Consider the following 25,431-nt stretch of genomic DNA (forward strand, 5'->3'; position numbering starts at 1 on the left):
GGTCGTCCCGTGACGGAGATGACCTACCGCCCGCTGGGCGACTCGGGCCTGGTGGTGAGCGCGGTCGGCATCGGCTGCAACGCGTTCAGCCGCCGGGTCGACCTGGACGGCGTACGCGACATCCTGACGGCGGCGCGCGACACCGGCGTGACGCTGCTCGACACCGCCGACATCTACGGGGCGACGCCCGGTGGGTCGGAGGAGCTGATGGGTGAGGCGCTGGCCGGGCAGCGCGACGAGTTCGTGCTCGCGACGAAGTTCGGCATGGACATGCAGGGCAGGCTCGGCAACGACTTCGGCGCGCGGGCGTCGCGGCGCTACGTACGGCGGGCCGTGGAGGCGTCGCTGCGACGGCTGCAGACCGACCACATCGACCTCTACCAGCTGCACCAACCCGACGGCGTCACGCCGATCGAGGAGACCTGTCGGCACTGACCGACCTGGTCCGCGAGGGCAAGGTCCGCTACGTCGGCTGCTCCAACTTCGACGGCTGGCAGGTGGCCGACGCCGCCTGGACCGCGCGGACCGCCGGCCTGGAGGGCTTCGTCTCCGTGCAGAACCGCTACTCGCTGCTCGACCGGTCGATCGAGGACGAGGTGGTCCCGGCGTGCGAGGCCTTCGGGCTCGGTGTCCTGCCGTTCTTCCCGCTGGAGTACGGCCTGCTGACCGGCAAGTACCGCCGCGGTGCCGGCGCGCCCGAGGGCTCCCGCGCTGCGCTCGACCCGACGCGAGCCGGGTGGCTGGAGACCGCCGACTGGGACCGGATCGAGGCGGTCGAGAGGTACGCCGAGGTGCGCGGGCTCGCCGTACTCGACGTGGCGATCGCGGGCCTCGCCGCCCAGCCCGCCGTGGCGTCCGTGATCTCCGGCGCGACGTCGGGCGACCAGGTGCGGACCAACGCGGCCGCCCTGCGGTGGACGCCGACCGCCGACGACCTGGTGGAGCTGGACGAGATCACCGCAGGTTGAGTCGGGACTTATGACGGTTGAGTCCGGAGAAAACTCCCGATTCGACCGTCAGAAGTCACGACTCAACGGTCAGGCGACCTGGAGGGACCGCTTGGAGAGTCCCATCCAGAACCCGTCGATCACCTGGAGACCGGCCTCCTCGGGGTCGGTCGCGGCACCGAGGGTGACGAAGAGCGGGGTGTAGTGCTCGACGGTGGGGTGCGCGTAGGGCATGCCGGGGGCGTGGGTGCGGTAGCGGGCGAGCTCGTCGACGTCGCCGCGGGCGAGGGCCTCGCCGGCCCAGGCGTCGAACTCGGTCGACCAGCCCGGAGCGGCCGCCTCGATGCGGAACTCCTTGAGGAAGGGCAGGCCGTGGGTCAGGAACCCGGAGCCGATGATCAGGACGCCCTCGTCGCGCAGCGGCCGGAGCCGCTCGCCCAGGGCCATGAGGCGCACCGGGTCGTGGGTGGGCAGCGACATCTGCAGCACCGGGATGTCGGCGTCGGGGTACATGATCCGCAGCGGCACCCAGGCGCCGTGGTCGAGGCCGCGGCTGGCGTGCTGGTGCACGGGCTCGGACGCAGGCATCATCGCGGCGATCCGCTGTGCGAGCGCGGTCGCGTCGGGGGTCTCGTAGGTCATCCGGTAGTACTTCGCGTCGAAGCCGCCGAAGTCGTAGACCAGCGGAGCGCCGTTGGCGCTCAGGCTGACCGGCGCCGACTCCCAGTGGGCACTGACGATCAGGATCGCCTTCGGGCGCGGCAGGTCCTGGGCCCAGGCGGCGAGCTGCGACGACCACAGCGGGTCGTCGAGCAGGGGCGGTGCGCCGTGGCCGATGTAGAGCGCGGGCATACGAGACGTCATGATCACCTCAATGATTTAAGTCTCAACTATATTCCCTCGGGGAGCGACCAGTCCAGTGGTGGAGCGCCCTGGTCCTCGAGCAGCGCGTTGACCCGGCTGAACGGCTTGGAGCCGAAGAACCCGCGGTACGCCGACAGCGGTGACGGGTGGGCGGACTCGACCGACGGGATCGGGTCGAAGAGCGGCTTCAGCTTGCGCGCGTCGGAGCCCCACAGGATGGCCGTGCACGGACCTCCGCGCGCCGCCAGCGCCGTGATGGCCCGCTCGGTGATCGGCTCCCAGCCCTTGCCGCGGTGGCTGTTCGACGCTCCCGGCTGCACGGTCAGGCTCCGGTTGAGCAGCATCACGCCGCGGTCGGCCCACGCCGTCAGGTCGCCATGCCGCGGCGGCATGATGCCGAGGTCGTCGCGCAGCTCGGTGTAGATGTTGACCAGGCTCGGCGGCAGCGGCCACACGTCGCGCCGTACGGCGAAGCTCAGCCCGATCGGGTGCTGCGGGTTGGGGTAGGGGTCCTGCCCGACGATGAGCACGCGGACGTCGGCCAGGGGCCGTTGGAAGGCGCGGAAGACCGACTCGCCGCTCGGCTGGTAGGCCCGCCCGGCTGCGATCTCCTCGCGGAGGAACGTCCCCATCGCGGCGACCTGCTCGTCGACCGGCGCGAGCGCCTCGGCCCAGTCGGGCGCCATCAGCCCCTTGTCGACAAGTCCGGCCAGCGCGCTCATGCAGGCGAGGGTAGCTGGGCGGAGAGCAGTCACGCGGCGCTCAGAAGTGCGCAGCCTTCGGCAGGTACGGCGCCCGCCCGCGCTCGCCGACGTACACGGACAGGATCGCCTGGTGGGTGGCGTCCCCGGCGACCGCGGACTGGTTGGCCACCAGCACCCGCTTGCCCCGGAAGGTCGCGCTGCAGGGGGTGTCGAACGGGACCGGCGAGCCGTTGTCGCCGGTCAGCGCGGTGCCGAAGCGGCGTACCTCCCGGCCCTTGGCGGTCAGCTCGACGAGCTGGTTGGCGAGGCCCGCGAGCGCGACGTACACGTGACCGGACCGGCCGATCCCGAAGCCGTCCGGCAGGTCGCCGGGCTGCGAGGTCCACAGCGTCTCCAGGGCGCCCGGCTTGCCGGAGGCCGTGATCGGCAGCCGGTAGAGGTGACCGTTGGTGGGGAGCGCGGCACCGTCGGCGGCGGTCTGCTGCGTGATCAGGAGGTCGCGGTGCCCGGGCCGGAAGCGGATGCCGGTGGTGCCGAACTCGACGGCCCCGGCCAGCGCCGGCGAGCTGAACCAGCGCCGGGGCGTGGAGGCGCCGGGAGGCAGCTTCCAGATCACGCCGTCGGCGTAGTCGGTCACGAAGAGCGTCCCGCGAGGCCCCCAGGTCGCGTAGTTGGGCACCGATCCCTCGGGGAACCGGGCCACCCGCCGGAAGTGCCCGGTCCTGGTGTTGAGGGTCAGGACCGAGGCGGTCGAGGTCTCGAGGAGCACGAGCGCGCCGTGGTGGGTCTGGTTGGCGACCTGCACGCCGTGGTCCGCGCTGAGCACCTGACCCGGCACCGTCCAGGACCGCAGCAGCGTGCCGTCACCTGCCCACTCGAAGACCTTGGACCGCGCGGTGCTGCCGGAGTCGACGTACGTGCCGGTGTAGACGCGGCCGTTGGTGTGGGCGTGGACGTACGCCGGGAAGCCGGGTGCCGGCACCAGCGAGAACACCGTGGTCTCGCCGACCTCGCGCGGCGCGGCGGTGGCCGGGGCCGACAGCGAGGCTGCCAGGACGGCTGCGGCCAGGACGGCGAGCAGCCGCCTCACAGCCGGTCCCGGACCTCGGTCGCGGCCCGCTCGCCGGCGCGGACGGCGCCGTCCATGTAGCCGCTCCAGTACGTCGACGTCTCGGTGCCCGCCCAGTGCACGCGGCCGAAGGGGCGACGGATCGCGGAGCCGAACTGGGTCAGCGTGCCCGGCGCGTGGACGGCCGTCGGGCCGCCGCGCGTCCAGCGCTCCTTGGTCCAGTCGTGCTCGACGTACTCGATCGGGTGCAGCGCCTGCTCGCCGAACATCGCGGCGAAGCCCTCGAGCACGGCCTGGCGGCGCTTGGCCTTGGTCATCGGGCCGTAGGTGCGCCAGGTCGCGCCACCGACGAAGGCGAGCAGCACGCCGGGAGTCCCGTCCTGGGGGGAGTTGTCGAAGACGGCGCGGGCCGCCCCGGAGTCGTTGAGGCCGAAGCCGTTGAGGCCGGCGTCGCGCCAGAAGGGGCGCTTGTAGACGGCGTCGCACTTCATCAGCTGGCCCATGTCCATGTGCCGGAGCAGCTGCAGGCGCCTGGTCGGGAGCTGCGGGTACCAGTCGATGTCGAGGACGAGGGGCGGCGGGCAGGCCACGATCACCCGACGCGCGCGGACCGTCCCGCGCGCGGTGTGCACGATGACGCGGTGGTCGCGCTGCTCGATCCGGCGGACCGGCGCCCGCAGCGCGACGATGTCGCCGAGCTTGCGGGCGAGCCGGATCGGGACGAGCTGGGACCCGCCGACGAAGCGGCTCTCCTGGGCGCCGTCCGCGGTGTCGGAGTTGCGGGAGAACGTGCCGACGTTGGTCTCGTTGCCGGAGCAGGCGACGTACCAGAGCGTGAAGAGCAGGGAGAGCTCGTCGGGGTCGGCGCCGAACCCCGGCTGGGTCCACGACTTGATCAGGTTGCCGATGCCGTCGGCATTGACCGAGTTGGCCCGGATGAACTCACCGAGGCTCATCGAGTCCCACTCGGCGGCGTTCTCGTGCGACCACGGCGCCGACACGTCGATCGTCGAGGCCATGTTGTCGATGCGGGTGAGCAGGACCGCCGCGTCGGGGAGGATCGTGGGGTCCGGGGGGACGGTGCCGGTGTACTCCATGCGGCCGGTCAGCGATGAGATGTAGACGCTGCTGCCCTCGTTGTACTCCTTGAACGTCTTGACCTTCAGCTCCTTCGCGAGCCTCAGGATGTGGTCCTGCGTCGGGCCGACGAAAGCGCCGCCGGACTCGATCGTCTCGCCGCCGCTCGTGTGGGAGAGGTGGTGGTTGAGGACGCGGCCGCCCACCCGGTCGCGCGCCTCCAGGAGGAGCACGTCGTGGCCGCGGTGGGCCAGCTTGCGGGCGGCCACCAGGCCGGAGATGCCGCCGCCGACCACGACGACGTCGACGTCGCGGGGCAGCGAGCCCTGGCGGGAGCCGGCGGCGACGGCGTCGTGCAGGGCGGTGGTCGCGGTCAGGCCGGCGGCAGCGGTGGATCCCAGCAACAGCCGCCGGGTGAGCGTCGGTGTCGTCATGCTGAGCCAACGACGAGCGCGCGGCTTCGGTACGCCGGTGCGCAGTGAGGTTGGGCACTAGGGTCTGCGTCGTGACACGAGAAGCGGTCGCTGCGGCGGCGAGGAGGCTGGCCGACGAGGGCCTCTTCATCGGTACGGCGGGCAACGTCTCGGTCCGCGACGGCGACCGGGTCGCGGTCACCGGGACGGGCGTGGTGCTCGGGCGCTGCACGGAGGCCGACGTCACCGTCGTCGCGCTGGACGGCACGGTGCTCGAGGGCGACCTGGTGCCGACGTCCGAGCTCGACCTGCACCTGGGGATCTACGCCGACACGGAGGCGACCGCGGTCGTCCACACGCACGCGCCATACTCCACCGCCGTCGCCTGCGTCCTCGACGAGCTCCCCGTCCTGCACTACCAGCACCTGCTGCTCGGCGGCGCGACCCGCGTCGCGCCGTACGCCACCTTCGGGACGCCCGAGCTGGCCGCCCACGTGCGCGAGGCGCTCGTCGGCCGGCAGGCCGCCCTGATGGCCAACCACGGGTCCGTCGCCATCGGGCCGACGCTCGACCAGGCCGTCGAGCACGCGCTGCTGCTCGAGTGGCTGGCCACCCTCCACCATCGTGCGACCGCTCTCGGGTCTCCCCACGTGCTGACCGAGGAGGAGCAGGCCGACGTGATCATCCAGGCGATCAGCCGCAACTACGGAACCCACCAGGAGAATCCCCGTGACTGACATGGTGATCGCCACCGTCGGCGTGCACGTCCTCGACACCCACGTCATCGGCATCGAGTCGATCCCGGAGGGCTCCGACGGCCAGCTGGTCGAGACGATCCGGATGTCGGCTGCCGGCACGGCGGGAGGTACGGCGGTCGTGCTGAGCCGGCTCGGTGCCGAGGTGCACAGCTTCGGCGCGGTCGGCTCGGACCCGATCGGCAGCGTGCTCCTCGGGCTGCTCGGTGCCCAGGGCGTCGACGTCTCCGGGCTCGTGCGCAAGGACGACCACCAGACGTCCGCGTCGGTCCTCCCGGTGCGGCCCAACGGCGACCGGCCGGCCTGGCACTGCATCGGCGCCAACGGGGCCTTCACCCTCGACGACCTGCCGCTCGCGGCGCTCGAGGGGATCACGCACCTGCACCTGGGCGGGCCGGAGTTCCTCGGAGGCGAGGCCGCGGGCCAGCTGCTCGCGCACGGCCGCTCGATCGGCGCCGTGACCTCGCTCGACATCCTCGCGCCGGGCGACCCGGACATGCTCGCGTGGATCGCGGACGCGCTGCCGCACACGGACTACCTGCTGCCCAACGACGAGCAGGTGCTCGGCTTCACCGGCGCCTCGACGCTGGCGGAGGGCGCCCAGGCGCTCGTCGCCGCCGGGGTCGGCTGCGTGGCCGTCACCCAGGGAGCCAAGGGCGCGCTCGTGGTGACGGCCGACGAGGTGATCGAGGTCCCGGCGTACGACGTGGACGTGGTCGACACGACCGGCTGCGGCGACGCGTTCTCGGCCGGCTTCCTGCGGGGACTGTCCCTCGGGCGCGACCTGCGTGGCGCAGCCGAGCTCGGCTGCGCGACCGCCGCCCAGGTCGCGGGCGGGCTGGGCACCGACGCCGGCAGCTACGACCTGGCGAGGGTCGAGGCCTTCGCGGCGGACGGCGTACGCCGCTAGTCGTCGACCGACAGGTCGATCGGCGTCGCGGTGAGCAGGGTCCCCTGCGCGTGCACCATCATCGCGGCGCCGGAGCGCCACCGCAGGGTGGTCACGATCCGCAGCCGGGCCACGCAGCCGGGCTGGAGGGCGACGTTGGCCGTGTAGGAGCGCGCCGAGTGGTGCACGGTCCGGCTGACGCCGAGGTAGCGGCCCTGTGAGCCGTTGATGTACGTCGTGGCGCAGGGCCGCCCCGCCGCGTCGTACTGGTCGACCCTCGTGCGGAGGTAGACGGTGCTGCCGTTGCCGCTCCGCTGCGACTTGGTGCAGAGCTGCTTGTCCTGCACCGGGTCGTTGGAGCCCGACAGCGTCGTGCAGGCGGTCAGGGACACCCAGCCGCGGATGGCGATGACGCGGGGCGCGGCGGCGTCGGCGGGGACCGACTTCGCCGACCAGGTCAGCTGCGAGACCGAGCGCAGCGCCGTCGACCTGCGAGCGACGAGGAACGACCGCGCCTGGGGCCGGAAGTACTCGGCGACCTCGGCGTGCACGTGGTCGACGAGCAGGAACGTCCCGGGCAGGATCGTCACCTTGTTGCCGGTGCTGGGGCCGACCGGCCGGGGGCGGCCCGAGCGGACGTAGAGGTGGCAGTACTGCCTGCCGGCCTTCGCGGCGGTGTAGGAGAACTCGGGCGTCAGGCTGTTCGTGCGGCCGCGCCAGATGTTGACGTACTGGACGGTCTCCGACCGCGCCGAGGCGCCCGCCTCGCCGCAGCGCAGCTCGGCATGCAGCACGAGCAGCTCGTCGGGCACGGTCGCCTTGGTCGTGGCGGTCACGGTCGCGCTCACCTTGCGCCGCTCGCCGGCCTCGGCGTCGAACCTCGTCGTCAGCAGCCGGACCCACGTCACGGTGGCGCGCACGTCCGTCTCGGTCTCGAGGGTCGCCTGCACCGGCTGGACGGGCGGGTCTGCCGACGTCTCGTCCGCGTGGGCGCTGCCGACGGTGCCGAGGAGCGGGAGCGCCAACCCGGCCGCGCAGCCCCAGAGCACGACGGCATGCCACGACCTGCGTCCCCCGACTCGCCCCATGTCGATCAAATTACGGGACATTGCGCGTCCGCGTACAGGCTTCCCAGATGAACAGGAGGTCGCTAGCGGTTCGGGCGCGCCAGCCGGTCCAGGAACGCGACCAGCAGCGCCTCGCGCATCGCCGGCGAGGCCAGGTCGAGCATCGCGTTGACCTCGGCCATCCGGTCGGGCAGCGCGAGGCCCTCGCCCCCGCCCACCAGCCCCGAGGCGGCGAGCAGGCCGTCGAAGTCGTCGTCCGACAGGGAGGCCGGGTCGAGCGTCTCGATGAACGCGGCGACGCCGGGGTCGACACCGACCGGCCCGGCCGCGACGGCGGCGGCGACCGACTCGATCAGTGCGGACAGGAACTCGTCGACGTGCGCGAGGGTGGCGGCGCTGACCGAGAGGTGCACGTTGGGCGGCTGCCCGGCGTACGACATCTGCGGCTGGACGTACCAGTCCCGCGTGGCCATCTCGTCGCAGATCGTGAAGGCGTCGCAGGTGCCGTCGGTGACGAGCCCGATGAGCGTCGAGTCGGGCGTCGCCACCAGGCTCAGCTCCGGGATCTCGGCGACCCCGGCGACGATCCGATCGACCGCCTCGAAGACCTCGCGGGTGAGCCGCTCGTAGCCCGCGTCGCCCAGGGACTGCACGACCGCCCACGCGCCGGCGAGCGGGCCGCCCGACTTGGTCGACTGGATGGTCGAGTTGAGCATCGTGTAGCCGGGCCAGTCGGCGTGCGCGAAGTACTGCGGCCGCCGGTGCGCCGGTGAGCGGTGCAGCAGGACCGAGGTGCCCTTCGGGGCGTAGGCGTACTTGTGCGTGTCCACAGAGATCGAGGTGACCCCGTCGACCGCGAACGTCCACGGCGGCACGTCGCGGCCGATCCGGGCGGCGTACGGCAGCACCCACCCGCCGATGCAGCCGTCGACGTGGCAGCGGATCCCGCGCTCGGCCACGGCGGCCGCGACGGGCGTTACCGGGTCGATGACGCCGTGCGCGTACGACGGGGCGGAGACGACGACCAGCACGGTCCGCTCGGGTGCCTCGTCGATCGCCGCGACCATCGCGGCCGCGTCGGCGCGGAAGTCGGGACCGACCGGGACGACGACGGCCTCGACGCCGAAGTAGTGGGCGGCCTTGAGGAACGCCGCGTGCACGGTCGACGGCACGACCATCCGCGGGCGCTCGACGTCGGGGCGGCTGTCGCGCGCGCCCTGGACGGCCAGCAGGCAGGACTCGGTGCCCCCGGAGGTGACCGTTCCGACCGCCTCCGGAGGGGCGTCGAGCAGGTCGGCCGTGAAGCCGACCAGGTCGTTCTCCATCTGCAGCAGGCTCGGGAACGCCGTCGGGTCCAGGCCGTTCGACCCGGCGTACGCCGCCACCGCCTCGCGGCCGATCTGGTCGACGTCGGGCAGGCCCGAGTCGTAGACGTAGGCGAGGGTCCGACCTCCGTGGACGGGGAGGTCGGCGGTCTGCATCTCGCGCAGGCGGGCCAGTGCGTCACTCATGCCGTGACCTTCTCATCCACCTCTGCGGCGTCCAGCGAGTACCTCCGCAACCACCACAGGCTGAGGATCATCAGCGCGGCCGGGAGGATCGAGAAACCGAGGGTGATCGCGGTCAGCGCCGAGTCGGGCTGGGCGACGTCGCCGTCGGTGGACGACCGGTAGCCGCCGATCGCGAGCACCAGGGCGAAGACGCCCGGGCCGAGCGCGAGGCCGAGGGTCTCGCCGGCGGTCCAGACGCCGGTGTAGACACCGGCGCGGGTGGTGCCGGTACGCCGGGCGTCGACCGCCGCCGCGTCGGGCAGCATCGCCATCGGGAAGACCTGGCAGCCGGCGTACCCGACGCCGACCAGCACGACGGCCAGGTAGACGACCGCGACCGGCGCGGACTGCGCCGTCACCGCGAGCAGGCCGCCGCAGGCGAGGATGACCGAGCTGGCGACGTACCCGCGCTTCTTGCCGACCCGGGTGCCGATCGCCGACCAGGCGGGGGTCAGCAGCAGCGCGGGACCGACGAAGCAGATGAAGAGGATCGTCGCGGCTCCGTCCTTGCCGAGCACGTCGGAGGCGAGGTAGTCGACGCCGGCGAGCATGCAGCCGGTGGCGAGCGCCTGGATGACGAAGCAGGTCAGCAGCCAGCGGAAGTCGCGCGCGGCGGCGACGATGCGCAGCTGGTCGCGCAGGGTCCCGACGCCCGGCTGCGGCGCGGTGACCGGCGCGTTGCGGGTCCCGACGTAGGCGCTGACGACGCCGATCGTGATGATCGCCGCCATCACCAGGCCCATCACCCGGTAGCCGTCGCGGCCGCCGACCGCGTCCCGGATGGCGGGGGCGGTCGCGCCCGCGAGCATGATCGTGAAGGCGAGGATCGCGACCCGCCAGGTCATCAGCCGGGTGCGCTCGTCGTACGACGACGTCATCTCGGCGGGCATCGCGACGTACGGGACCTGGAAGAACGCGTAGGCCGTCGCGCAGGCGACGAACGCGACTAGCACCCACGCCGCCTCGAGCCAGGTCGCCATCTCCGGCGCTGCGAAGAGCAGCGCGAACGCGACCGCCAGCCCGAGGCCGGCCCGGATCAGCCACGGCCGGCGCGGTCCGCGGGCGTCGACGGTGCGGTCGCTGATCCGCCCCGCGATCGGGTTCAGGATCACGTCCCACGCCTTCGGCAGGAACACGATGAAGCCGGCCAGGATCGCGGTGATCCCGAGGCTGTCGGTCAGGAAGGGCAGCAGCATCAGGCCCGGGACGGTGCCGAACGCGCCGGTGGCGACGGAGCCCGAGCCGTAGCCGATCCGGACGCTTCTCGGGAGGCTGTCGGTGGCTGGCATGGGGGGAGGCTAGCGGGCGACCCGGCCAGGGATACCCGGTTAACCGGGTATTCCTGAACTTCTCGGGCACTGCACTGCCCGAGGAGTTCGTGAAGTGCCCGAGGAGTCAGGGGGCCAGCGCGCGCGAACCGGCGGACGAGTGGCGACGCCGGGGGTTGGCGCCGATGACCTCCGGCGACGGCGCGGCCTTCTTGGCAGGCGACTTCTTCGCAGCGGCCCTCTTGGCGGGGGCCTTCTTCGCGGGCGCCTTCTTGGCCGGAGCCTTCTTCGCCGCCCGTTTCCTCGGTACGGCGCGGCCGTCCCACTGTGCGAGCCACTCGTCGAGCACCGGCCAGGTGCCGGTCCGCGCACCGCGGCCGGTCAGCAGGCCGAGGTGGCCCCCGGGCACGATCTCGAACCGGACCTCGCGGGCGCCGGTGAGCATCGCGACCGCGGGACGTACGGCGGCCACCGGCACGATCGTGTCGTCGGCGCCGGCGACCACCAAGGTCGGTGCCGTGACCGCCGACAGCGAGACCTCGCCGTCGGCGAGCTCGACGGTGCCGGAGGCGAGCGCGTTGTCGCGGGCGAAGCGGTGGTGGAGCCGGCCGAAGGCGCGGCCGCGGTAGGGGGCGGTGGCGGTCGACAGCCGGTCCACGGCCTCGAGCTGGGCGAGCCAGTCCGCGTCGTCGAGGTGGGCGGCGACCGCGGCGGGCCGGGTCACCAGCTGCTGCACACCGGGCAGCCCGAGCGCCCAGCGCACCCCGGGCGCGCTGCCGGCGAGACGGGCGGCGAGACCCACGGGGCCGGACCAGTCGGTGGGGCTGATCAGCGGACGCAGCGGCGCGAGCATGGGCACGGAGCTCACGTCGACCGGGGTGCCGAGCACGGTGAGCGAGGCGACCGGCAGGCCGGGCTCACGGGCAGCGGCCAGCAGCGCGAACGTGCCGCCGAGGCTCCAGCCGACGACGTGGACCGGCTGCCCACCGGCATGCCGCGACGCCTCCCGGATGGCGGCCGGCAGCACCTCGGTGACCCACGGGTCGAGCGCCAGGTCGGGGTCGCGGAAGTCGACGGGATCGAGCTCCACGACGTACGCCGGCCGCCCGGCCGCGACGAGGTGCTCGGCGAGCGAGCATCCGCGCCGCAGGTCGAAGCAGGCGTCGGGCACGGCCAGCGGCGGCACCAGGAGCACGGGTCCGCCGAGTCCGGCGACGGCCGGGTCGGGCTCGAGGTGGTGCACGCGGTGCCGCTCGCCGCGGGCGACCTCGGCCCGCGGCATCGGCCGCAGGTCGGCCATCCCGCCCCGGCGGACCAGGTGGGCCACGTTGCCGGCGGCCGAGAGGACGTGGTCGGGCAACGGGTTCAGGTCCATGCCTCGACGCTACCCGGATCGGCTACGGGGCGAACGTGCGCAGCATCCAGCGCTCGGGCTCCGCCATCGGCTCGAAGCCGAACTTCGCGTAGAGCCCGTGCGCGTCCGCGGTCGCCAGCAAGGTACGGCGTACCTGCAGCTCGGTGAGCGCAGCGTCCACGGCCTCCATCAGGGAGATCCCGACCCCCGCGCCGCGGGCGGCCGGGTCGACGTAGACGTCGCAGAGCCACGCGAACGTCGCGCCGTCGGTGACGACCCGGGCGTAGCCGACCAGCCGGCCGTCGTCGTACGCCCCGAAGTTGAGCGACCCGGCGACGGCCCGCTCGACGACCTCGCGGGGCCGCCCGATCGCCCAGTAGGCGTCGGTCGACAGCCACCGGTGCAGCGTGTCGAGGTCGAGCAGGGCCGCGTCGGTGGAGACGGTGACCATGGGGTCAGGCGCGCTTCGCCGGTCGGACGCTCTTGGTGTGCGAGCTCCCCACCGAGCCCAGCTCCGCCAGGAAGCTGTCGGCCCAGGCGGCGACGTCGTGCTCCATCACCTGCTTGCGCATCGCCTTCATCCGCCGGGTGAGGTCGCGCGGGTCGGCGCGGTAGGCCTCGAGCAGCGCGGACTTCATCCCGTTGATGTCGTAGGGGTTGATCTGCCAGGCCTGGCGCAGCTCCTCGGAGGCACCCGCGAACTCCGAGAGCACGAGCGCGCCGTCGTTGTCGAAGCGGCAGGCGACGTACTCCTTGGCGACCAGGTTCATCCCGTCGCGGTACGGCGTGACGACCATGATGTCCGCGGCCCGGAAGAGCGCGGCCATCTCCTCGCGCGGGTACGACGAGTGGAAGTACGCGATCGCCGGCCGGCCGATCTTGCCCAGGTCGCCGTTGATCCGGCCGACGAGGCGGTCGATGTCGTCGCGCAGGATGCGGTACTGCTCGACCTGCTCGCGCGACGGCGTCGCCACCTGGACGAAGACCGCGTCCTCGACGTCGAGCTCGCCGTCCTCGATCAGCTCGGCGAAGGCGCGCAGCCGGGCGTAGATGCCCTTGGTGTAGTCGAGGCGGTCGACCCCGAGGAAGACCTTGCGCGGGTTGCCGAGCGCCTCGCGGATCTCGACCGCGCGCTCCTCGACCGGCTCGGACCGGGCCAGCTCCTCGAAGCCGGCCGAGTCGATCGAGATCGGGAAGGCCGCTGCCTTCACGGTCCGGCCGTCGGGCAGGTAGACCAGGTCGCGGTGGGTCTTGTGGCCCACGCGCTGGCGGACGAGGCGGACGAAGTTCTGCGCGGCGCCGCTGAGCTGGAAGCCGACCAGGTCGGCGCCCAGCAGCCCCTCGAGGATCTGGCGCCGCCACGGCAGCTGCTGGAAGAGCTCGGTGGGCGGGAAGGGGATGTGCAGGAAGAAGCCGATCCGCAGGTCCGGCCGCAGCTCGCGCAGCATCGCCGGCACCAGCTGCATCTGGTAGTCGTGCACCCACACGGTCGCGCCCTCGGCAGCCTCCTCGGCCGCGCGCTCGGCGAACCGCCGGTTCACGGCGGAGTAGGAGTCCCACCACTCCCGGTGGAACTCCGGCTTCGCCACCACGTCGTGGTAGAGCGGCCACAGGGTGGCGTTGGAGAAGCCCTCGTAGTGGTTCTCGACCTCGGCGGCCGTCATCGCGATCGGGACCAGGTTCATCCCGTCGTCCTCGAACGGCTCGAGCTCGTCCTCGGTCTCCGTGCCACCGGGCCAGCCGATCCACGTGCCCTGGTTGGCGCGCATGATCGGCTCGATCGCCGTCACCAGCCCGCCGGGCGAGCTGCGCCAGCCCTGGCTGCCGTCCGGCAGCGTCACCCGGTCCACGGGCAACCGGTTGGCGACGACGACGAGGTCAGCGGAGCCTGAGGTTGCCACGCGGCAACCCTAGTCGGACCGCCTGATCCGGTACCTGACGTGGGTGGCCCGAGAGGAGGACTCCGACTCCAGCAGCTCGAGCCCGGCCTCGACCGAGCCGTCGAAGATCCGCTCCCCGGTGTGCAGGAGCACCGGGACGATGTCGAGGGTGAGCTCGTCGAGCACGCCCCTGGCCAGCGCCTGTCGTACGGCGGAGGCGCCGCCCGCGATGTCGACGTTCCCGTTGCCGGCCGCGCGCGCCTGCCGGAGGGCCTCGTCGAAGCCGCCGGTCACGAAGTGGAAGGTGGTCCCGCCCTCCATCTCGATCGGCTCGTGCTCGTGGTGGGTGAGCACGAAGACCGGTGCGTGGTAGGGCGGGTCCTCGCCCCACCAGCCGCGCCACCGCCCCTCGTCGTACGACGACCACTCGCCGCGGACGGGGCCGTACATGTTGCGCCCCATCACGTAGGCGCCCCCGGGCGGCGGGAGGATCCGCGCGGCCCAGCGGGCGTCGACCTCGTCGGTGTGGTGGGGGTCGATGTGCCACTGGTGCAGGGCCATCCCGCCGCGTCCGATGGGGTTCTCGTACGTCTGGTCCGGGCCCGCGACGAAGCCGTCGAGGGAGACCGACATGTGGGCTGTCGTGGTTGTCATGGCGGCTCGGACCTCACTCGGCGGACGGACTCATCGGTGGCTCAGAACTTCAGGTGCTGGCTCAGGTCGCCGGTCTGGTCGACGAACATGGTCCGGCTGTCGAACCACCAGCGACCGTCGATCCGTTGGAACGTGTCGTGGTAGTGCCCGGTGATGATCACCTGCAGCGGCAGCACGTCGGTGGCCTGGGTGACGAGGTAGCTCGTGCGCGCGGTCGCCGTGCCCGCCTCGTCGTCGACCTCGATGCGGGCGTTGGTCGTCAGGTGCTTGGTCTTCGGGGTGCCGGTGTCGTCGTAGATCCGGGTGGCCATGCCGTAGAGCTCCCGGACCCGGTCGCGTCCCTCGAACACCGTCTCCGGCGGCCCGCCCTCCTGGCCGTTGATCCGGCCGTGGGTGAAGAGGTCCGCCACTGCGTCGAGGTCGCCGGCGTCGATGCGCTCGGCGTACTCGTAGAGGAGGTTCTCGATGTCGCGCGCGCTGTCGGCCACCGCGACAGCATAGGTTCGCGCCATGGTTGCTGGCTTCGATCTGGCGAGTGTCCTCGCGGACGCCCGGCGCAAGGAGGACCTGGACGACCTCGGCCCGGGCTCGTTCGAGGAGCCGCTCGTCGTCCTGCTCGAGGCGTACGACGAGGCCGGGCTGACCGAGATGGGCGCGCAGCTCATCCGGGGCGGCATCGTGCACAGCGTGCGGATGCGGCTCCGGGCGCAGGAGTGGTTCCGGCGGCATCCCGAGATCGCGGACGAGCAGGTCGTCGACCCGGTGGTCGTGGTCGGGATGATGCGCAGCGGCACCACGCTGCTGCAGCGGCTGCTCGCCGCCGACCCGCGCTTCCGGTGTGCCCGCGGGTGGGAGGTCATCGAGGTGGCGCCCCGCCTCGACCACCGGTGGGACGTCGAGGACCCGCGGATCGCCAGGGCGGTGGCGCGCGAGGAGGCGTCGCGGCAGTGGGTGCCCGAGCTCTACGCGATCCACCCGATGCACGCGCTCGAGGCCGAGGAGGAGATCGTCTTCCTCGCCGACGCGTTCCTCTCCCACGTGCCCGAGGCCGGCGCGCACGTGCCGGCGTACCGCTCCTGGATCGACACCCAGGACTTCGCGCCGGCGTACGACCACCTGCACCGGATGCTCCAGCTGCTGCAGTGGCAGCAGTGTCGACGCGGCATCGAGGCGGACCGCTGGGTGCTGAAGACGCCCGCGCACCTGGGCTACCTCGACGACCTGCGGACGAGGTTCCCGGGGCTGCACGTCGTGCACCTGCACCGCGACCCGGTCGAGACGATCGCCTCGGGCGCGAGCCTCAACGCGACCCTGCACGCGATGCACGCCGACACCGTCGACCTGCACCGGATCGGCGCCGAGTGGATCGAGCGGATGGGCTGGGCAGCAGACCGCGCCCTCGCGACCCGGCGTGCCTGGGGAGACGAGCCCGGGCTGGTCACCGACCTGGACTTCGCGGCAGCGGTGGCCGACCCCGTCGGCGAGGTGGCGCGCGTGTACGACGCCCTCGGGCTCGACCTGACGGCGGGGGCGGAGGCGTCGATGCGGGACTGGCTCCGGCGGCGTCCGCGCGAGGCGGGCCGGCCGGCGTACACGCCCGAGACCTACGGCCTCTCCGTCGAGCAGATCCGGGAGCGCTTCGCGGACGCCTAGCATCAGCGGGTGCCCCCTCAGTCGCCGTTGCCTCCGCGCCACGGGCTGAGTGCGGCGTGGGTCCGCACGCCGGACCGCGAGCCGGCCCCCGTCTGGCCGACGATGGGCGCCTGGCTGAGCCACCGGCTCGCGCCGCGGGTCGACGTCGTCGGTCTGCTGCTCGCCGAGCGGTTCGTGTACGACGACCTCCGGCCCGTGCGCGAGGACGACCCCTACCGTCCGTACACGTTCGTGTGGTTCCACCGGGACCTGCGCGACGAGCCGGAGGTGCCCGGGGGGCTTCCGGTGCTCCACCGCGACGAGCGTCTCGTGGTCGTCGACAAGCCCGCCTTCCTCTCGGCCATCCCGCGGGGCGACCACGTCGTCCAGAGCGTGGTCGTCCGGCTGCGGGACGAGCTCGGGCTGCCCGAGCTGTCGACGCTGCACCGGCTGGACCGGGTGACGTCCGGGGTGCTGATGCTCGCGACCGAGCGGCGGTGGCGGGCGCCGTACCAGCAGCTGTTCGAGCGCGGTGCCGTGCGCAAGACCTACCGGGCGCTGGCCCCGTGGCGCGCGGACCTCGAGCTCCCCGTGATCGTCCGCAACCACATCACGAAGGAGCGCGGCGCCTGGCGGGCCGAGGTCGTGCCCGGCGCGCCGGTCAACGCCGAGACCCACGTCGACCTCGAGTCGACCGACGGCGACCTGGGGACCTACCGGCTGTCGCCGCGCACCGGCCGCACCCACCAGCTGCGCCTGCACCTCTACGGCCTGGGCATCCCGATCGTCGACGACCCGCTCTACCCCGTCGTGCGCGAGGTCTCGATCGACGACTTCTCCCGACCGCTCCAGCTGCTCGCGAGCGACCTCGCGTTCACCGACCCGGTCGACGGGACCGAGCGGTCCTTCGTCAGCGAGCGGACGCTCCCGCTCTAGAGCGCCGGGCGGACCTGCTCGAGCGCCTGCTGGGTGAGGTCGCCGAGGCGTCGTACGTCGTGCGGGGCGGGGCCCTCGGTCCACACGGCGAGGGCGGCGAACACCGCGCCGGCGACGACCTCCGCGTGCACGGCGGCGTCGAGCCCTGACTCGCCGCGCTCGCCGAGGATCGCGCGCAGCTCCGTGGCCATCGCGCCCTGGCGGTCGCGGAAGGTGCGGTCGATCCGCTCGGCGCTGAGCAGCGCGGCGCGCAGCCGGGCGATCTCGCTGAGGAGCTGCGGGTCGGTGGGGGCGGAGCCGAGGGCGGTGAGTACCGAGCGCACCAGGTCCTCGTCGGCCGGCCGGTCGCGCATCGCGGTCGCGAACCACGCGAGCCGGTCGGCCACGTCGCCGAAGAGCACCTCGTCCTTGGTCGCGAAGTGGCGGTAGAAGGTGCGCTCGGTGACCCCGACCTCCGCCGCGATCGCCGGCACGCTCGCTGCCTCGAACCCGTCGGCGACGAAGTGGCGCAGCGCCACCTCCCGCAACGCGGCTCTGGTGCGGGCGGCCTTCGACATGGTCTGATTATGTCAGAACTGACATTTGAGGAGCAGCATGTCGCACCCGATCGCCACGGGGGAGCAGCACGCCCACGAGCTCGCCGCCCTGGAGCTGGTCCAGCACCCGACCGTGCGGGCGGCGTACGCCGAGGTCGCCGAGACCTGGCTGGGTCGCGCGAAGGCCAGCGAGCAGATGCGCGAGCGGTTCGCGGCGGCGTACGAGGAGGTGATGTTCTCCGCGGCGGTCTGGTCCTCCAACCAGGACCCGCTGCGGCCGAAGGTCACGACGATCACCCGGCTGGAGCACGAGATCGACGGGCGCCGGATCCCGGGCACCCGTTGGGGGATCGACAACCCCGACTCCGTCTACCGCGTGGTCCCGATCTCCGGGGACGAGCGCTACGAGATCCGCGGCCGGGTCGGCGCGCACCGGATGACCGAGAACTACTTCACCCTCTGGGACGCCCACATGGGCACCGTGGACGTGCTCGACGGGCGCCGGATGCACGTGGAGGACGACGGGTCCTTCCTCATCACGGTCGACTCCGACCCGGCGAACGGCCGGCCCAACCACGTCCGCTCGACCCCGGCGGCCCACGAGCTCTACGTCCGCGACGTGCTGCTCGACTGGGGCCGCGACGACCCCAACGCGTTCACGGTGGAGCGGCTCGGGGGTGCGCCGACGAGGCCGGCGCTGACGCTCGACGAGCAGGCCCAGGCGACAGCACGGATGATGGCCCACTTCGCCGACTTCACCGGCAAGCTCAGCCACGGCATGTACAAGTCGCCCGCCAACCACTTCGCCCTCGCCTGGACCGCCGATCACACCGGCGGGCTGCGCAACCAGGTGTACGTCGCCGGGCGCTTCGTGCTCGCGCCGGACGAGGCCTTCGTGGTCGACGTCAGCGATGGAGGAGCGGAGTACTTCACCGTCCCGCTCTCCACCATCTGGGGCACCACGCTCGACATCCTCGACAAGACCGGCAGCCTCAACAAGGCGCAGTCGATCGCCAACGAGGACGGCACCTACACCTACGTGATCAGCGCCCAGGACCCCGGTGTCCACAACTGGATCGACACCGACGGCCTGCTCGAGGGGATCCTCACGCTGCGGATGGCGGAGTTCCCCGACGGCGGTCCGCGCTCCGACCTCTCGGCGACCGGCCGGGTGGTGAAGCTCGACCAGATCGACGGGCCGCGGATCACTCCCGACGAGCGGGCCGCCCAGCTCGCCGAGCGGCGTACGGCGTACCTGCGCCGGCTCCCGGAGGTGACGGCATGAGCCGCTGGCTGGTCACGGGCTGCTCGACCGGCATCGGCCGCGAGATCGCCAGAGCCGCCTTGGAGGCCGGGCACCAGGTCGTCGTCACGGCCCGCAAGGTCGCGGACGTCGAGGACATCGTCGAGACGTACGGCGCGGACGCCCTCGCCGTACCTCTCGACGTCACCGACCGTGCCCAGATCGACGCGGCCGTCGCCGCAGCGACCGACGCCTTCGGCGGCATCGACGTGCTGGTCAACAACGCCGGCTACGGCTACCTGTCGGCGATCGAGGAGGGCGACGACGCGGACGTGCGACAGCTCTTCGACACCAACTACTTCGGCGTGGTCGACACCCTCAAGGCGGTGCTGCCCGGCATGCGCGCGCAGGGCAGCGGTCACGTCATCAACATCTCCTCGATGACGGGCCTGGTCGCCAATCCGCCCAACGCCTACTACAGCTCGACGAAGTTCGCCCTCGAGGCGCTCACCGAGGCGCTCGCCAAGGAGGTGGGCCCGCTCGGCATCAAGGTCACCGCGATCGAGCCGGGCGCCTTCCGGACCGACTGGGCCAAGCGGTCCATGCACGAGACGGCGGCGCCGATCGAGGCGTACGCCGCCGACGTCGGTGCCCGCAAGGACCTGATCAAGGCGTTCGCCGACCACCTGCCCGGCGACCCGCGCAAGGTCGGCGAGGCCGTCGTCATGGTGGCCGGGCTCGACGCGCCGCCGCTGCGGCTGCTGCTCGGCAAGGACGTGCTCGCCGCGGTCCGCGCCAAGCTCGCCGAGATGACGGCCTCCATCGACGAGTGGGAAGCCGTCACCGTCGACACCGACCTGCCGAGGGGCGAGTGATGGTCCCGACCGCCGCCGAGGTCCTCGACGGGATCGACCTGACCGGCCGGACGGCGCTGGTGACGGGCGGCTACTCCGGCATCGGCGTGGAGGTCGTCCGCGCGCTCGCCGGCGCGGGCGCGCACGTGCTCGCGTCGGCCCGGCGCCCCGAGAAGGCGCAGCGGGTGCTGGCGGAGATCGAGGGGGTGGAGGTCGGCGAGCTCGACCTCGCCGACCAGGGCAGCGTCGCGGCGTACGCCGGCCAGGTGCTCGCCAGCGGCCGGCCGCTCGACGTCGTCATCAACAACGCGGGCGTGATGGCCTGCCCGGAGACCAGGACCGCCGACGGGTGGGAGCTCCAGCTCGCCACCAACCACCTCGGCCACTACGCGCTCGTCAACCGGCTGTGGCCGGCGATCGGCACGGGCGCCCGGGTCGTCAGCGTGTCGTCGACCGGCCACCACCTCTCGGACTTCCGGTGGGACGACCCGTGGTTCGAGACCGGCTACGACAAGTGGCTCGGCTACGGCCAGTCCAAGACCGCCAACGTGCTCTTCGCCGTGCACCTCGACCGGCTCGCCCGCGAGCAGGGCGTGCGCGCCTTCTCGCTCCACCCCGGCGCGATCCTCACGTCACTCGGTCGGCACCTCCTGGTGGAGGACCTGCAGGCCGTGTCGACCCTCGACGACGACGGCAACCTGGTGCTCCCCGACTTCCGCTCGCCCGAGCAGGGCGCCGCGACCGCCGTCTGGGCGTCGACCTCGCCCGAGCTCGACGGCCGGGGCGGCCTCTACCTCGAGGACTGCGCGGTCGCGGAGGTCGTGCCCGACGGCCCGCAGACCACCGCCGGCGTACGCGCCTACGCGCTCGACCCGGACGCGGCCGCCCGGTTGTGGGCCTGGTCGGCCGACGTGACCGGGGTGGACGCGTTCTAGTCGGGCTGGCCCGACCAGGACTGTCGGGCTGGCAGGATCGTGGATCGGCCCCGCGATTCCTAGCGTTGATGCCATGACGGAGACCCTGACCATGCCCACCGCGACACCCACGACCCCGCGGGTGGTCGAGCGACCCCGCGGCGTACGCCGGGTGCTGTACGAGAGTGCCTACAGCCTGTCGGCGTTCCCGATCGCGCTGGTCGCGTTCATCGTGGTGGTGATCGACCTGGCGCTCGGGCTGGGGCTCGCGATCTTCATCGGCGGCATCCTGCTGATCTCGGTCGGCGTGATGGTCGCCCGCGGGTTCGCGCGGTTCGAGCGGATCCGTCTGCGCGGGATGCTCGGCCGCGAGGCCCCGACGCCGCGCTACCTCTGCGCCCCCGCGGGGTCCGGCTTCTGGCGTCGGCAGCTGACGCCGCTCAAGGACGCCCAGTCCTGGCTCGACGTGGTCTGGGCACTGGTCGGTCTGGCGACCGGGACGTTCGCGTTCGCGGTCACGCTCGCCTGGTGGACGGCCACGGTGACCGGGCTGACCTACTGGTTCTGGCAGCACTGGATCCCCGAGGGCGACGAGTCTGGGCTCGCGGACCTCCTCGGCCTCGGCGAGGGGCGGACGACGGAGAGCCTGCTCAACCTCGCTCTCGGCGTCGTCCTGCTGCTGACCCTGCCGTGGGCGGTCCGCCTGGTGACCGTGATCCACGCCAGCCTGGCCTGGGTGCTGCTGAGCAGCCGCGCCGAGCTGCAGCACGAGGTCGCCCGGGTCGAGGGCGGCCGCGACGCCGCGCGGGTGGCGGAGGCCGAGTCGATGCGCCGCCTCGAGCGCGACATCCACGACGGTCCGCAGCAGCGGCTGGTCCGGCTCACGATGGACCTCGGTCGCGCCAAGCGTCAGGTCGCCGACGACCCGAGCCGCGCCGCCGCCACCATCGACGAGGCGCTGGCCCAGGCCCGCGAGACCGTCGCCGAGCTCCGCTCGCTCAGCCGCGGCATCGCCCCGCCGCTGCTCGTCGACCGCGGCCTCGCCGCCGCGCTCGAGGAGATGCTCGCGCAGAGCGTCGTCCCGGTCGAGGCGCGCATCGACGTACCCGCCCAGCTGCCGCCGCACGTCGAGACCGCCGTCTACTTCGTGGTCGCCGAGGCGCTCACCAACGTCGCCAAGCACAGCGGCGCCACGTCGGCCTCGGTCTCCGTCGTCGACGCCGGCTCCCAGGTGGAGGTCCGCGTGGAGGACGACGGCGTCGGCGGGGCGCACCCCGCGAAGGGCCTCGGCCTCGCCGGGCTGCGCCAGCGCCTCACGGCCGTCGACGGCACGCTCGAGATCACCTCGCCCGAGGGCGCCGGGACCGTCCTCGTCGCCCGGATCCCGGTGCTCGCCGGATGAGGATCGTCGTCGCGGATGACTCCCTGCTGCTGCGGGAGGGTCTCCAGCTGTTGCTCACCGAGGCCGGCCACGAGGTGGTCGGCTCGGTCGCCGACGGCCCGTCGTTCACCGCGACCGTGCTCGAGCTCCGGCCGGAGCTCGGCATCGTCGACGTGCGGATGCCGCCCAGCCACACCGACGAGGGACTCCGCGCCGCGGTCGACGTACGACGGGCGTGGCCGGAGGCCAGGCTGATGGTCCTCTCCCAGTACGTCGAGGTGTCGTACGCCGACGACCTGCTCGCCACCGGCGACGGCGGGGTCGGCTACCTGCTCAAGGACCGGGTCAGCGACCTCGACGACTTCCTCGGCGCCGTGCAGGCCGTCGCGGCCGGTGGGACCGTGCTCGACCCGATGGTCGTGCGGCAGCTGATGGGCCGCAACCGCGACCCGCTGGCCGACCTCACGCCGCGCGAGCGCGAGGTGCTGTCGCTGATGGCGGAGGGGAAGTCGAACGCCGCGATCGCCGCCGCGCTGTCGGTGTCGCTCGCAGGCGTCGAGAAGCACACCCAGCGGATCTTCGCGAAGCTCGGGCTGCCCCCCGACGACGACACCGCGCACCGGCGGGTCGCCGCCGTGCTGCGCTTCCTCGGCTAGCCCGGGAAGGTCACGCCCACCTGGCGGCGTACGTCGTCCATCTGGCGCAGCAGCGTCAGCGTCTGCTCGTGCGGCACCAGCGGGCTCTCGCGCAGGCCGGCCAGCAGGCAGCGGCCTACCTCGGCGATCTCGTTGCCGTAGCCCTGCCCGATGACGGGCTCCTCGCCCAGGATCTCGACCGGCTGGCCCGGCTCGACGACCCAGCTGCCCTCGCCCTCGACGTACGGTGTGAAGACGGCCTTGGTCGGGTGGTGGAAGTCGTCGAAGTCGATGCGGCCCTGGTCGGTGGCGATCGAGCACCGGCGCGAGGAGTAGGACGTCATCGAGGCCGTCATCGTCGCGAGCGCGCCGCCGGGGTAACGGCCGGCGACCGCGACGTCGAGGTCGATGCCCCGGTCGGACAGGTCGGCGGTCGCGGTCAGCAGCTCGGCCTCGCCGAGCATCAGGTGGGCGACGGTGAGGGGGTAGATGCCCATGTCGAGCAGGGCGGAGGCGCCCAGCGCGGGATCGAGCATCCGGTCGTCGGGGCCGGCGTCGACCCGGAAGCCGAGCTCTGCGTGCAGGTGCCGCGGCCGGCCGAACTCGCCCGAGGCCAGCCGCGCCCGCAGCTCCCGGATCACCGGGTGGCAGGCCGTCCACATGGCCTCCATGAGGAACCGGTCGTGCTCGCCCGCGAGCCGGACCATCTCCTCGGCGTCGGCGGTGTCGAGCGTGACCGGCTTCTCGCAGAGCACGTGCTTGCCGGCCTCGAAGCACAGCCGCGCGTTGTCCAGGTGGAACGCGTGGGGGGTCGCGATGTAGACGACGTCGACGCCGGGGTCCGCGACCAGCTCCTCGTAGGAGCCGTACGCCGCGGCGGCGCCGTACTGCCCGGCGAAGTCCTGGGCGGCCTCGAGTCGGCGCGATCCCACCGCCGCGAGCGTCGCGCCCGGCACCAGCGCGAGGTCGCGGGCGAACGTGTGGGCGATCTTGCCGGTCGCCAGGATGCCCCAGCGGATGTCGTCACTCATGGGGCAGACCCTACTGATGGCGACTCGCCGCCCCTTCGAATCACATCGGTGTGGTTCGCCGCCTATAGTGCCTGGTATGGATGCCGCGAACGCGCTCACCGGTGAGGTGGGCGACGCCACGCCGGGTCTCAGCGACCGCGACACCGAGATCCTCGAGTTCGAGCGCCAGTGGTGGAAGTACGCCGGCGCCAAGGAGACCGCGGTCCGCGAGAAGTTCGACATGTCCTCGACGCGCTACTACCAGGTGCTCAACGCCCTGATCGACCGTCCCGAGGCGCTCGAGGCCGACCCGCTGCTGGTCCGCCGCCTGCGCCGCCTCCGGGCCGCCCGCCAGCGCCAGCGCTCGGCGCGCCGACTCGGCTTCGAGGTCTGAGATGGCCCGCTACCAGCCCAGGAACCAGAAGGGTGCGGTCTTCCCGTCCCCGGTCGTCATCCTCAGCGTGCTGGCCGTCGCCATGGCCGGCGTCGCGTTCGTCGCGACCCGCGGCAGCGAGCCGACCGAGCGCGAGGTCACCACGGTCGTCAAGGAGCAGCCGACCGCGTCGCCGTCGTACTCCGCGAGCGCGAAGCCGAAGCCCAAGCCCAAGCCCGCCGTGCAGCGCGGCAAGGTCTACGTCGAGGTCTACAACAACTCCGGCATCACCGGCCTCGCCGGCGACGTCGCTGACCGGACGAGCAACATCGGCTGGAAGGTCGTCGGCTCCGACAACTGGTACGGCACCATCCCGGGCACCACGGTCTACTACCCGGAGCGGCTCAAGCGCGCGGCCAAGACGCTGGCGCTCGACCTCGGCATCCGGCGCACCGCCCTCGCGGTCGACCCGATGCGCCGCGACCGGCTGACGCTGATCCTCACCGGCCCGCTCGACTGAGCCGTTCGCCACATTTCGCCGCCCGGCCACCCGGTGCGGCCGCGTGGATGGTTGGGTTGACCCATGGAGTTCACCTCCACCGACGGGGAGCGGCGGTACGCCGAGCTGGTGCGCGCTGCGTCGCGGGCGGTCGTCGGCCTCGACTTCGACGGCACGCTGGCGCCGATCGTGGACGACCCCGAGCGCGCGCACATCCACGAGGACGCCTCCGACGTGCTGCTCGACCTGGCCCGTGAGGTCGCCGCCGTCGCGGTGATCACCGGCCGGCCGGCCCGCCAGGTGCTCGACCTCGGCGGCCTCGAGGAGGTGGGCGACGCGCTCGCGAGCGCTGACGCCGACCTCTACGTCTTCGGCCAGTACGGCAACGAGCGGTGGTCCTCGACCAGCCGCCGGATCGTCTCGCCGCGCCCGCCGCGCGGCCTGGCCTCCTTCGAGCGCGAGCTCACCGGCGTGCTGCGCCGCGCCGACGCCGCCGACGCGTGGGTGGAGGACAAGGGGCTCGCGGTCGCCGTCCACACCCGGCGGCTGCCGGACTCCGACGCCGCGTTCCAGCGCCTCCTGCCTCTCGTGGGCGACCTCGCCACGAAGCACGGCCTGATCACCGAGCCCGGCCGCAACGTCATCGAGGTCCGGTCCTCGGGCATGCACAAGGGGCTCGCCGTCGAGGCCCTGGTCGCCGAGCTCGACGCCGGTGCCTTCCTCTTCGCCGGCGACGACCTCGGCGACGTCGAGGCCTTCGAGGCCGTCGCCGACCTGCGCGAGCGCGGCCTGCCCACCCTCCTGGTCTGCTCCGCGTCCTCCGAGGAGAGTGCGCTCGTGCCCCTCTCCGACGTGGTGGTCAAGGGCCCCGAGGGCGTCATGGACCTGCTCCGGCAGCTGACGGCGGACGCGCGCGCGGCGGGATAG

At 72.7% G+C, this 25,431-nt stretch carries 26 protein-coding genes and 1 pseudogene; 13 read left to right on the forward strand and 14 right to left on the reverse strand.

Annotated elements, in window-relative coordinates; all coding sequences use genetic code 11:
• Window positions 1-18 precede the first annotated feature (18 nt).
• Window positions 19-968: pseudogene (locus tag ABEA34_RS14975) on the forward strand (aldo/keto reductase).
• A gap of 69 nt (window positions 969-1,037) precedes the next feature.
• On the opposite strand, the gene ABEA34_RS14980 reads toward ABEA34_RS14975, so the two are convergent.
• The 4 genes from ABEA34_RS14980 to ABEA34_RS14995 are packed head-to-tail and all read right to left on the reverse strand — an operon-like array spanning window position 1,038 to window position 5,095.
• The gene (locus tag ABEA34_RS14980; protein WP_345522156.1) at window positions 1,038-1,811 is read right to left on the reverse strand and encodes a dioxygenase family protein; all 774 of its coding nucleotides are present in this window, start codon (window positions 1,809-1,811) and stop codon (window positions 1,038-1,040) included.
• A 26-nt stretch (window positions 1,812-1,837) separates the two neighbouring features.
• A complete protein-coding gene (locus ABEA34_RS14985; RefSeq protein ID WP_345522157.1) occupies window positions 1,838-2,533 on the reverse strand; it encodes a uracil-DNA glycosylase in 696 nt (231 codons plus the stop codon).
• A 40-nt stretch (window positions 2,534-2,573) separates the two neighbouring features.
• Window positions 2,574-3,605, reverse strand: a complete 1,032-nt coding sequence (locus tag ABEA34_RS14990) for an SMP-30/gluconolactonase/LRE family protein (RefSeq protein ID WP_345522158.1) — start codon at window positions 3,603-3,605, stop codon at window positions 2,574-2,576.
• Entirely contained in the window at window positions 3,602-5,095 is a 1,494-nt protein-coding gene (locus ABEA34_RS14995; protein ID WP_345522159.1) for a flavin monoamine oxidase family protein, read from the reverse strand. The genes ABEA34_RS14990 and ABEA34_RS14995 overlap by 4 nt, the downstream gene beginning before the upstream one ends.
• A 71-nt stretch (window positions 5,096-5,166) precedes the next feature.
• On the opposite strand from ABEA34_RS14995, the gene ABEA34_RS15000 reads away from it, so the two are divergent.
• Both ABEA34_RS15000 and ABEA34_RS15005 read left to right on the forward strand, forming a co-directional pair.
• Window positions 5,167-5,811 (forward strand): class II aldolase/adducin family protein, encoded by a 645-nt coding sequence (locus tag ABEA34_RS15000; RefSeq protein WP_345522160.1) that lies wholly within the window; start codon window positions 5,167-5,169, stop codon window positions 5,809-5,811.
• A gap of 1 nt (window position 5,812) precedes the next feature.
• Window positions 5,813-6,739, forward strand: coding sequence for a carbohydrate kinase family protein (locus ABEA34_RS15005; RefSeq protein WP_345522797.1), 927 nt, complete (start codon window positions 5,813-5,815; stop codon window positions 6,737-6,739).
• Here the strand turns inward: ABEA34_RS15005 and ABEA34_RS15010 are convergent.
• The 8 genes from ABEA34_RS15010 to ABEA34_RS15045 form a co-directional block, all read right to left on the reverse strand.
• Window positions 6,736-7,806 carry a hypothetical protein gene (locus ABEA34_RS15010; protein ID WP_345522161.1) on the reverse strand — a complete coding sequence of 357 codons (1,071 nt, stop codon included), beginning with the start codon at window positions 7,804-7,806 and terminating at the stop codon, window positions 6,736-6,738. The two genes, ABEA34_RS15005 and ABEA34_RS15010, sit on opposite strands and share 4 nt — an antisense overlap.
• Before the next feature lie 62 nt (window positions 7,807-7,868).
• Complete coding sequence (locus ABEA34_RS15015) at window positions 7,869-9,296, reverse strand: pyridoxal phosphate-dependent decarboxylase family protein (RefSeq protein ID WP_345522162.1); 1,428 nt, start codon at window positions 9,294-9,296, stop codon at window positions 7,869-7,871.
• Complete coding sequence (locus tag ABEA34_RS15020; protein WP_345522163.1) at window positions 9,293-10,624, reverse strand: MFS transporter; 1,332 nt, start codon at window positions 10,622-10,624, stop codon at window positions 9,293-9,295. Before ABEA34_RS15020 ends, ABEA34_RS15015 begins: the two co-directional genes overlap by 4 nt.
• A gap of 106 nt (window positions 10,625-10,730) precedes the next feature.
• Window positions 10,731-11,978: an alpha/beta fold hydrolase gene (locus ABEA34_RS15025; RefSeq protein ID WP_345522164.1), complete on the reverse strand. Its 1,248-nt coding sequence runs from the start codon at window positions 11,976-11,978 to the stop codon at window positions 10,731-10,733.
• Between the two features lie 22 nt (window positions 11,979-12,000).
• On the reverse strand, window positions 12,001-12,408 hold the full coding sequence (locus ABEA34_RS15030) for a GNAT family N-acetyltransferase (RefSeq protein WP_345522165.1): 408 nt from the start codon (window positions 12,406-12,408) through the stop codon (window positions 12,001-12,003).
• 4 nt (window positions 12,409-12,412) lie between these two features.
• A complete protein-coding gene (locus tag ABEA34_RS15035) occupies window positions 12,413-13,858 on the reverse strand; it encodes an alpha,alpha-trehalose-phosphate synthase (UDP-forming) (RefSeq protein WP_345522166.1) in 1,446 nt (481 codons plus the stop codon).
• 9 nt (window positions 13,859-13,867) lie between these two features.
• Complete coding sequence (locus tag ABEA34_RS15040; protein WP_345522167.1) at window positions 13,868-14,491, reverse strand: dihydrofolate reductase family protein; 624 nt, start codon at window positions 14,489-14,491, stop codon at window positions 13,868-13,870.
• 41 nt (window positions 14,492-14,532) lie between these two features.
• On the reverse strand, window positions 14,533-14,979 hold the full coding sequence (locus tag ABEA34_RS15045; protein WP_345522168.1) for a nuclear transport factor 2 family protein: 447 nt from the start codon (window positions 14,977-14,979) through the stop codon (window positions 14,533-14,535).
• A 22-nt stretch (window positions 14,980-15,001) separates the two neighbouring features.
• On the opposite strand from ABEA34_RS15045, the gene ABEA34_RS15050 reads away from it, so the two are divergent.
• Together ABEA34_RS15050 and ABEA34_RS15055 are read left to right on the forward strand one after the other, a co-directional pair.
• On the forward strand, window positions 15,002-16,144 hold the full coding sequence (locus ABEA34_RS15050; RefSeq protein WP_345522169.1) for a sulfotransferase family protein: 1,143 nt from the start codon (window positions 15,002-15,004) through the stop codon (window positions 16,142-16,144).
• Between the two features lie 102 nt (window positions 16,145-16,246).
• Complete coding sequence (locus ABEA34_RS15055) at window positions 16,247-17,059, forward strand: pseudouridine synthase (RefSeq protein ID WP_345522798.1); 813 nt, start codon at window positions 16,247-16,249, stop codon at window positions 17,057-17,059.
• On the opposite strand, the gene ABEA34_RS15060 is transcribed toward ABEA34_RS15055, so the two are convergent.
• On the reverse strand, window positions 17,056-17,616 hold the full coding sequence (locus ABEA34_RS15060; RefSeq protein WP_345522170.1) for a TetR/AcrR family transcriptional regulator: 561 nt from the start codon (window positions 17,614-17,616) through the stop codon (window positions 17,056-17,058). The two genes, ABEA34_RS15055 and ABEA34_RS15060, sit on opposite strands and share 4 nt — an antisense overlap.
• A gap of 37 nt (window positions 17,617-17,653) precedes the next feature.
• Here ABEA34_RS15060 and ABEA34_RS15065 point away from each other — a divergent pair, with 37 nt between their 5' ends.
• From ABEA34_RS15065 to ABEA34_RS15085, 5 genes are all read left to right on the forward strand, one after another.
• Window positions 17,654-18,880 (forward strand): hypothetical protein, encoded by a 1,227-nt coding sequence (locus tag ABEA34_RS15065; protein ID WP_345522171.1) that lies wholly within the window; start codon window positions 17,654-17,656, stop codon window positions 18,878-18,880.
• Window positions 18,877-19,713, forward strand: coding sequence for an oxidoreductase (locus tag ABEA34_RS15070; RefSeq protein ID WP_345522172.1), 837 nt, complete (start codon window positions 18,877-18,879; stop codon window positions 19,711-19,713). Before ABEA34_RS15065 ends, ABEA34_RS15070 begins: the two co-directional genes overlap by 4 nt.
• Window positions 19,713-20,627: an oxidoreductase gene (locus ABEA34_RS15075; RefSeq protein WP_345522173.1), complete on the forward strand. Its 915-nt coding sequence runs from the start codon at window positions 19,713-19,715 to the stop codon at window positions 20,625-20,627. The genes ABEA34_RS15070 and ABEA34_RS15075 overlap by 1 nt, the downstream gene beginning before the upstream one ends.
• 73 nt (window positions 20,628-20,700) lie before the next feature.
• A complete protein-coding gene (locus ABEA34_RS15080) occupies window positions 20,701-22,008 on the forward strand; it encodes a sensor histidine kinase (protein ID WP_345522174.1) in 1,308 nt (435 codons plus the stop codon).
• Window positions 22,005-22,643 carry a LuxR C-terminal-related transcriptional regulator gene (locus tag ABEA34_RS15085; RefSeq protein ID WP_345522175.1) on the forward strand — a complete coding sequence of 213 codons (639 nt, stop codon included), beginning with the start codon at window positions 22,005-22,007 and terminating at the stop codon, window positions 22,641-22,643. Before ABEA34_RS15080 ends, ABEA34_RS15085 begins: the two co-directional genes overlap by 4 nt.
• On the opposite strand, the gene ABEA34_RS15090 is transcribed toward ABEA34_RS15085, so the two are convergent.
• Window positions 22,640-23,653, reverse strand: coding sequence for a Gfo/Idh/MocA family protein (locus tag ABEA34_RS15090; protein WP_345522176.1), 1,014 nt, complete (start codon window positions 23,651-23,653; stop codon window positions 22,640-22,642). The two genes, ABEA34_RS15085 and ABEA34_RS15090, sit on opposite strands and share 4 nt — an antisense overlap.
• A 76-nt stretch (window positions 23,654-23,729) precedes the next feature.
• Between ABEA34_RS15090 and napA the strand changes: the two genes are divergently transcribed.
• The 3 genes from napA (at window position 23,730) to otsB (ending at window position 25,431) form a co-directional block, all read left to right on the forward strand.
• Window positions 23,730-24,026: a nucleoid-associated protein NapA gene (napA, locus tag ABEA34_RS15095; protein WP_345522177.1), complete on the forward strand. Its 297-nt coding sequence runs from the start codon at window positions 23,730-23,732 to the stop codon at window positions 24,024-24,026.
• Between the two features lies 1 nt (window position 24,027).
• Window positions 24,028-24,525: a LytR C-terminal domain-containing protein gene (locus ABEA34_RS15100; protein WP_345522178.1), complete on the forward strand. Its 498-nt coding sequence runs from the start codon at window positions 24,028-24,030 to the stop codon at window positions 24,523-24,525.
• 63 nt (window positions 24,526-24,588) lie between these two features.
• The gene (gene otsB, locus ABEA34_RS15105; protein WP_345522179.1) at window positions 24,589-25,431 is read left to right on the forward strand and encodes a trehalose-phosphatase; all 843 of its coding nucleotides are present in this window, start codon (window positions 24,589-24,591) and stop codon (window positions 25,429-25,431) included.

Source organism: Nocardioides conyzicola (genome assembly GCF_039543825.1).
GTDB lineage: Bacteria > Actinomycetota > Actinomycetes > Propionibacteriales > Nocardioidaceae > Nocardioides > Nocardioides conyzicola.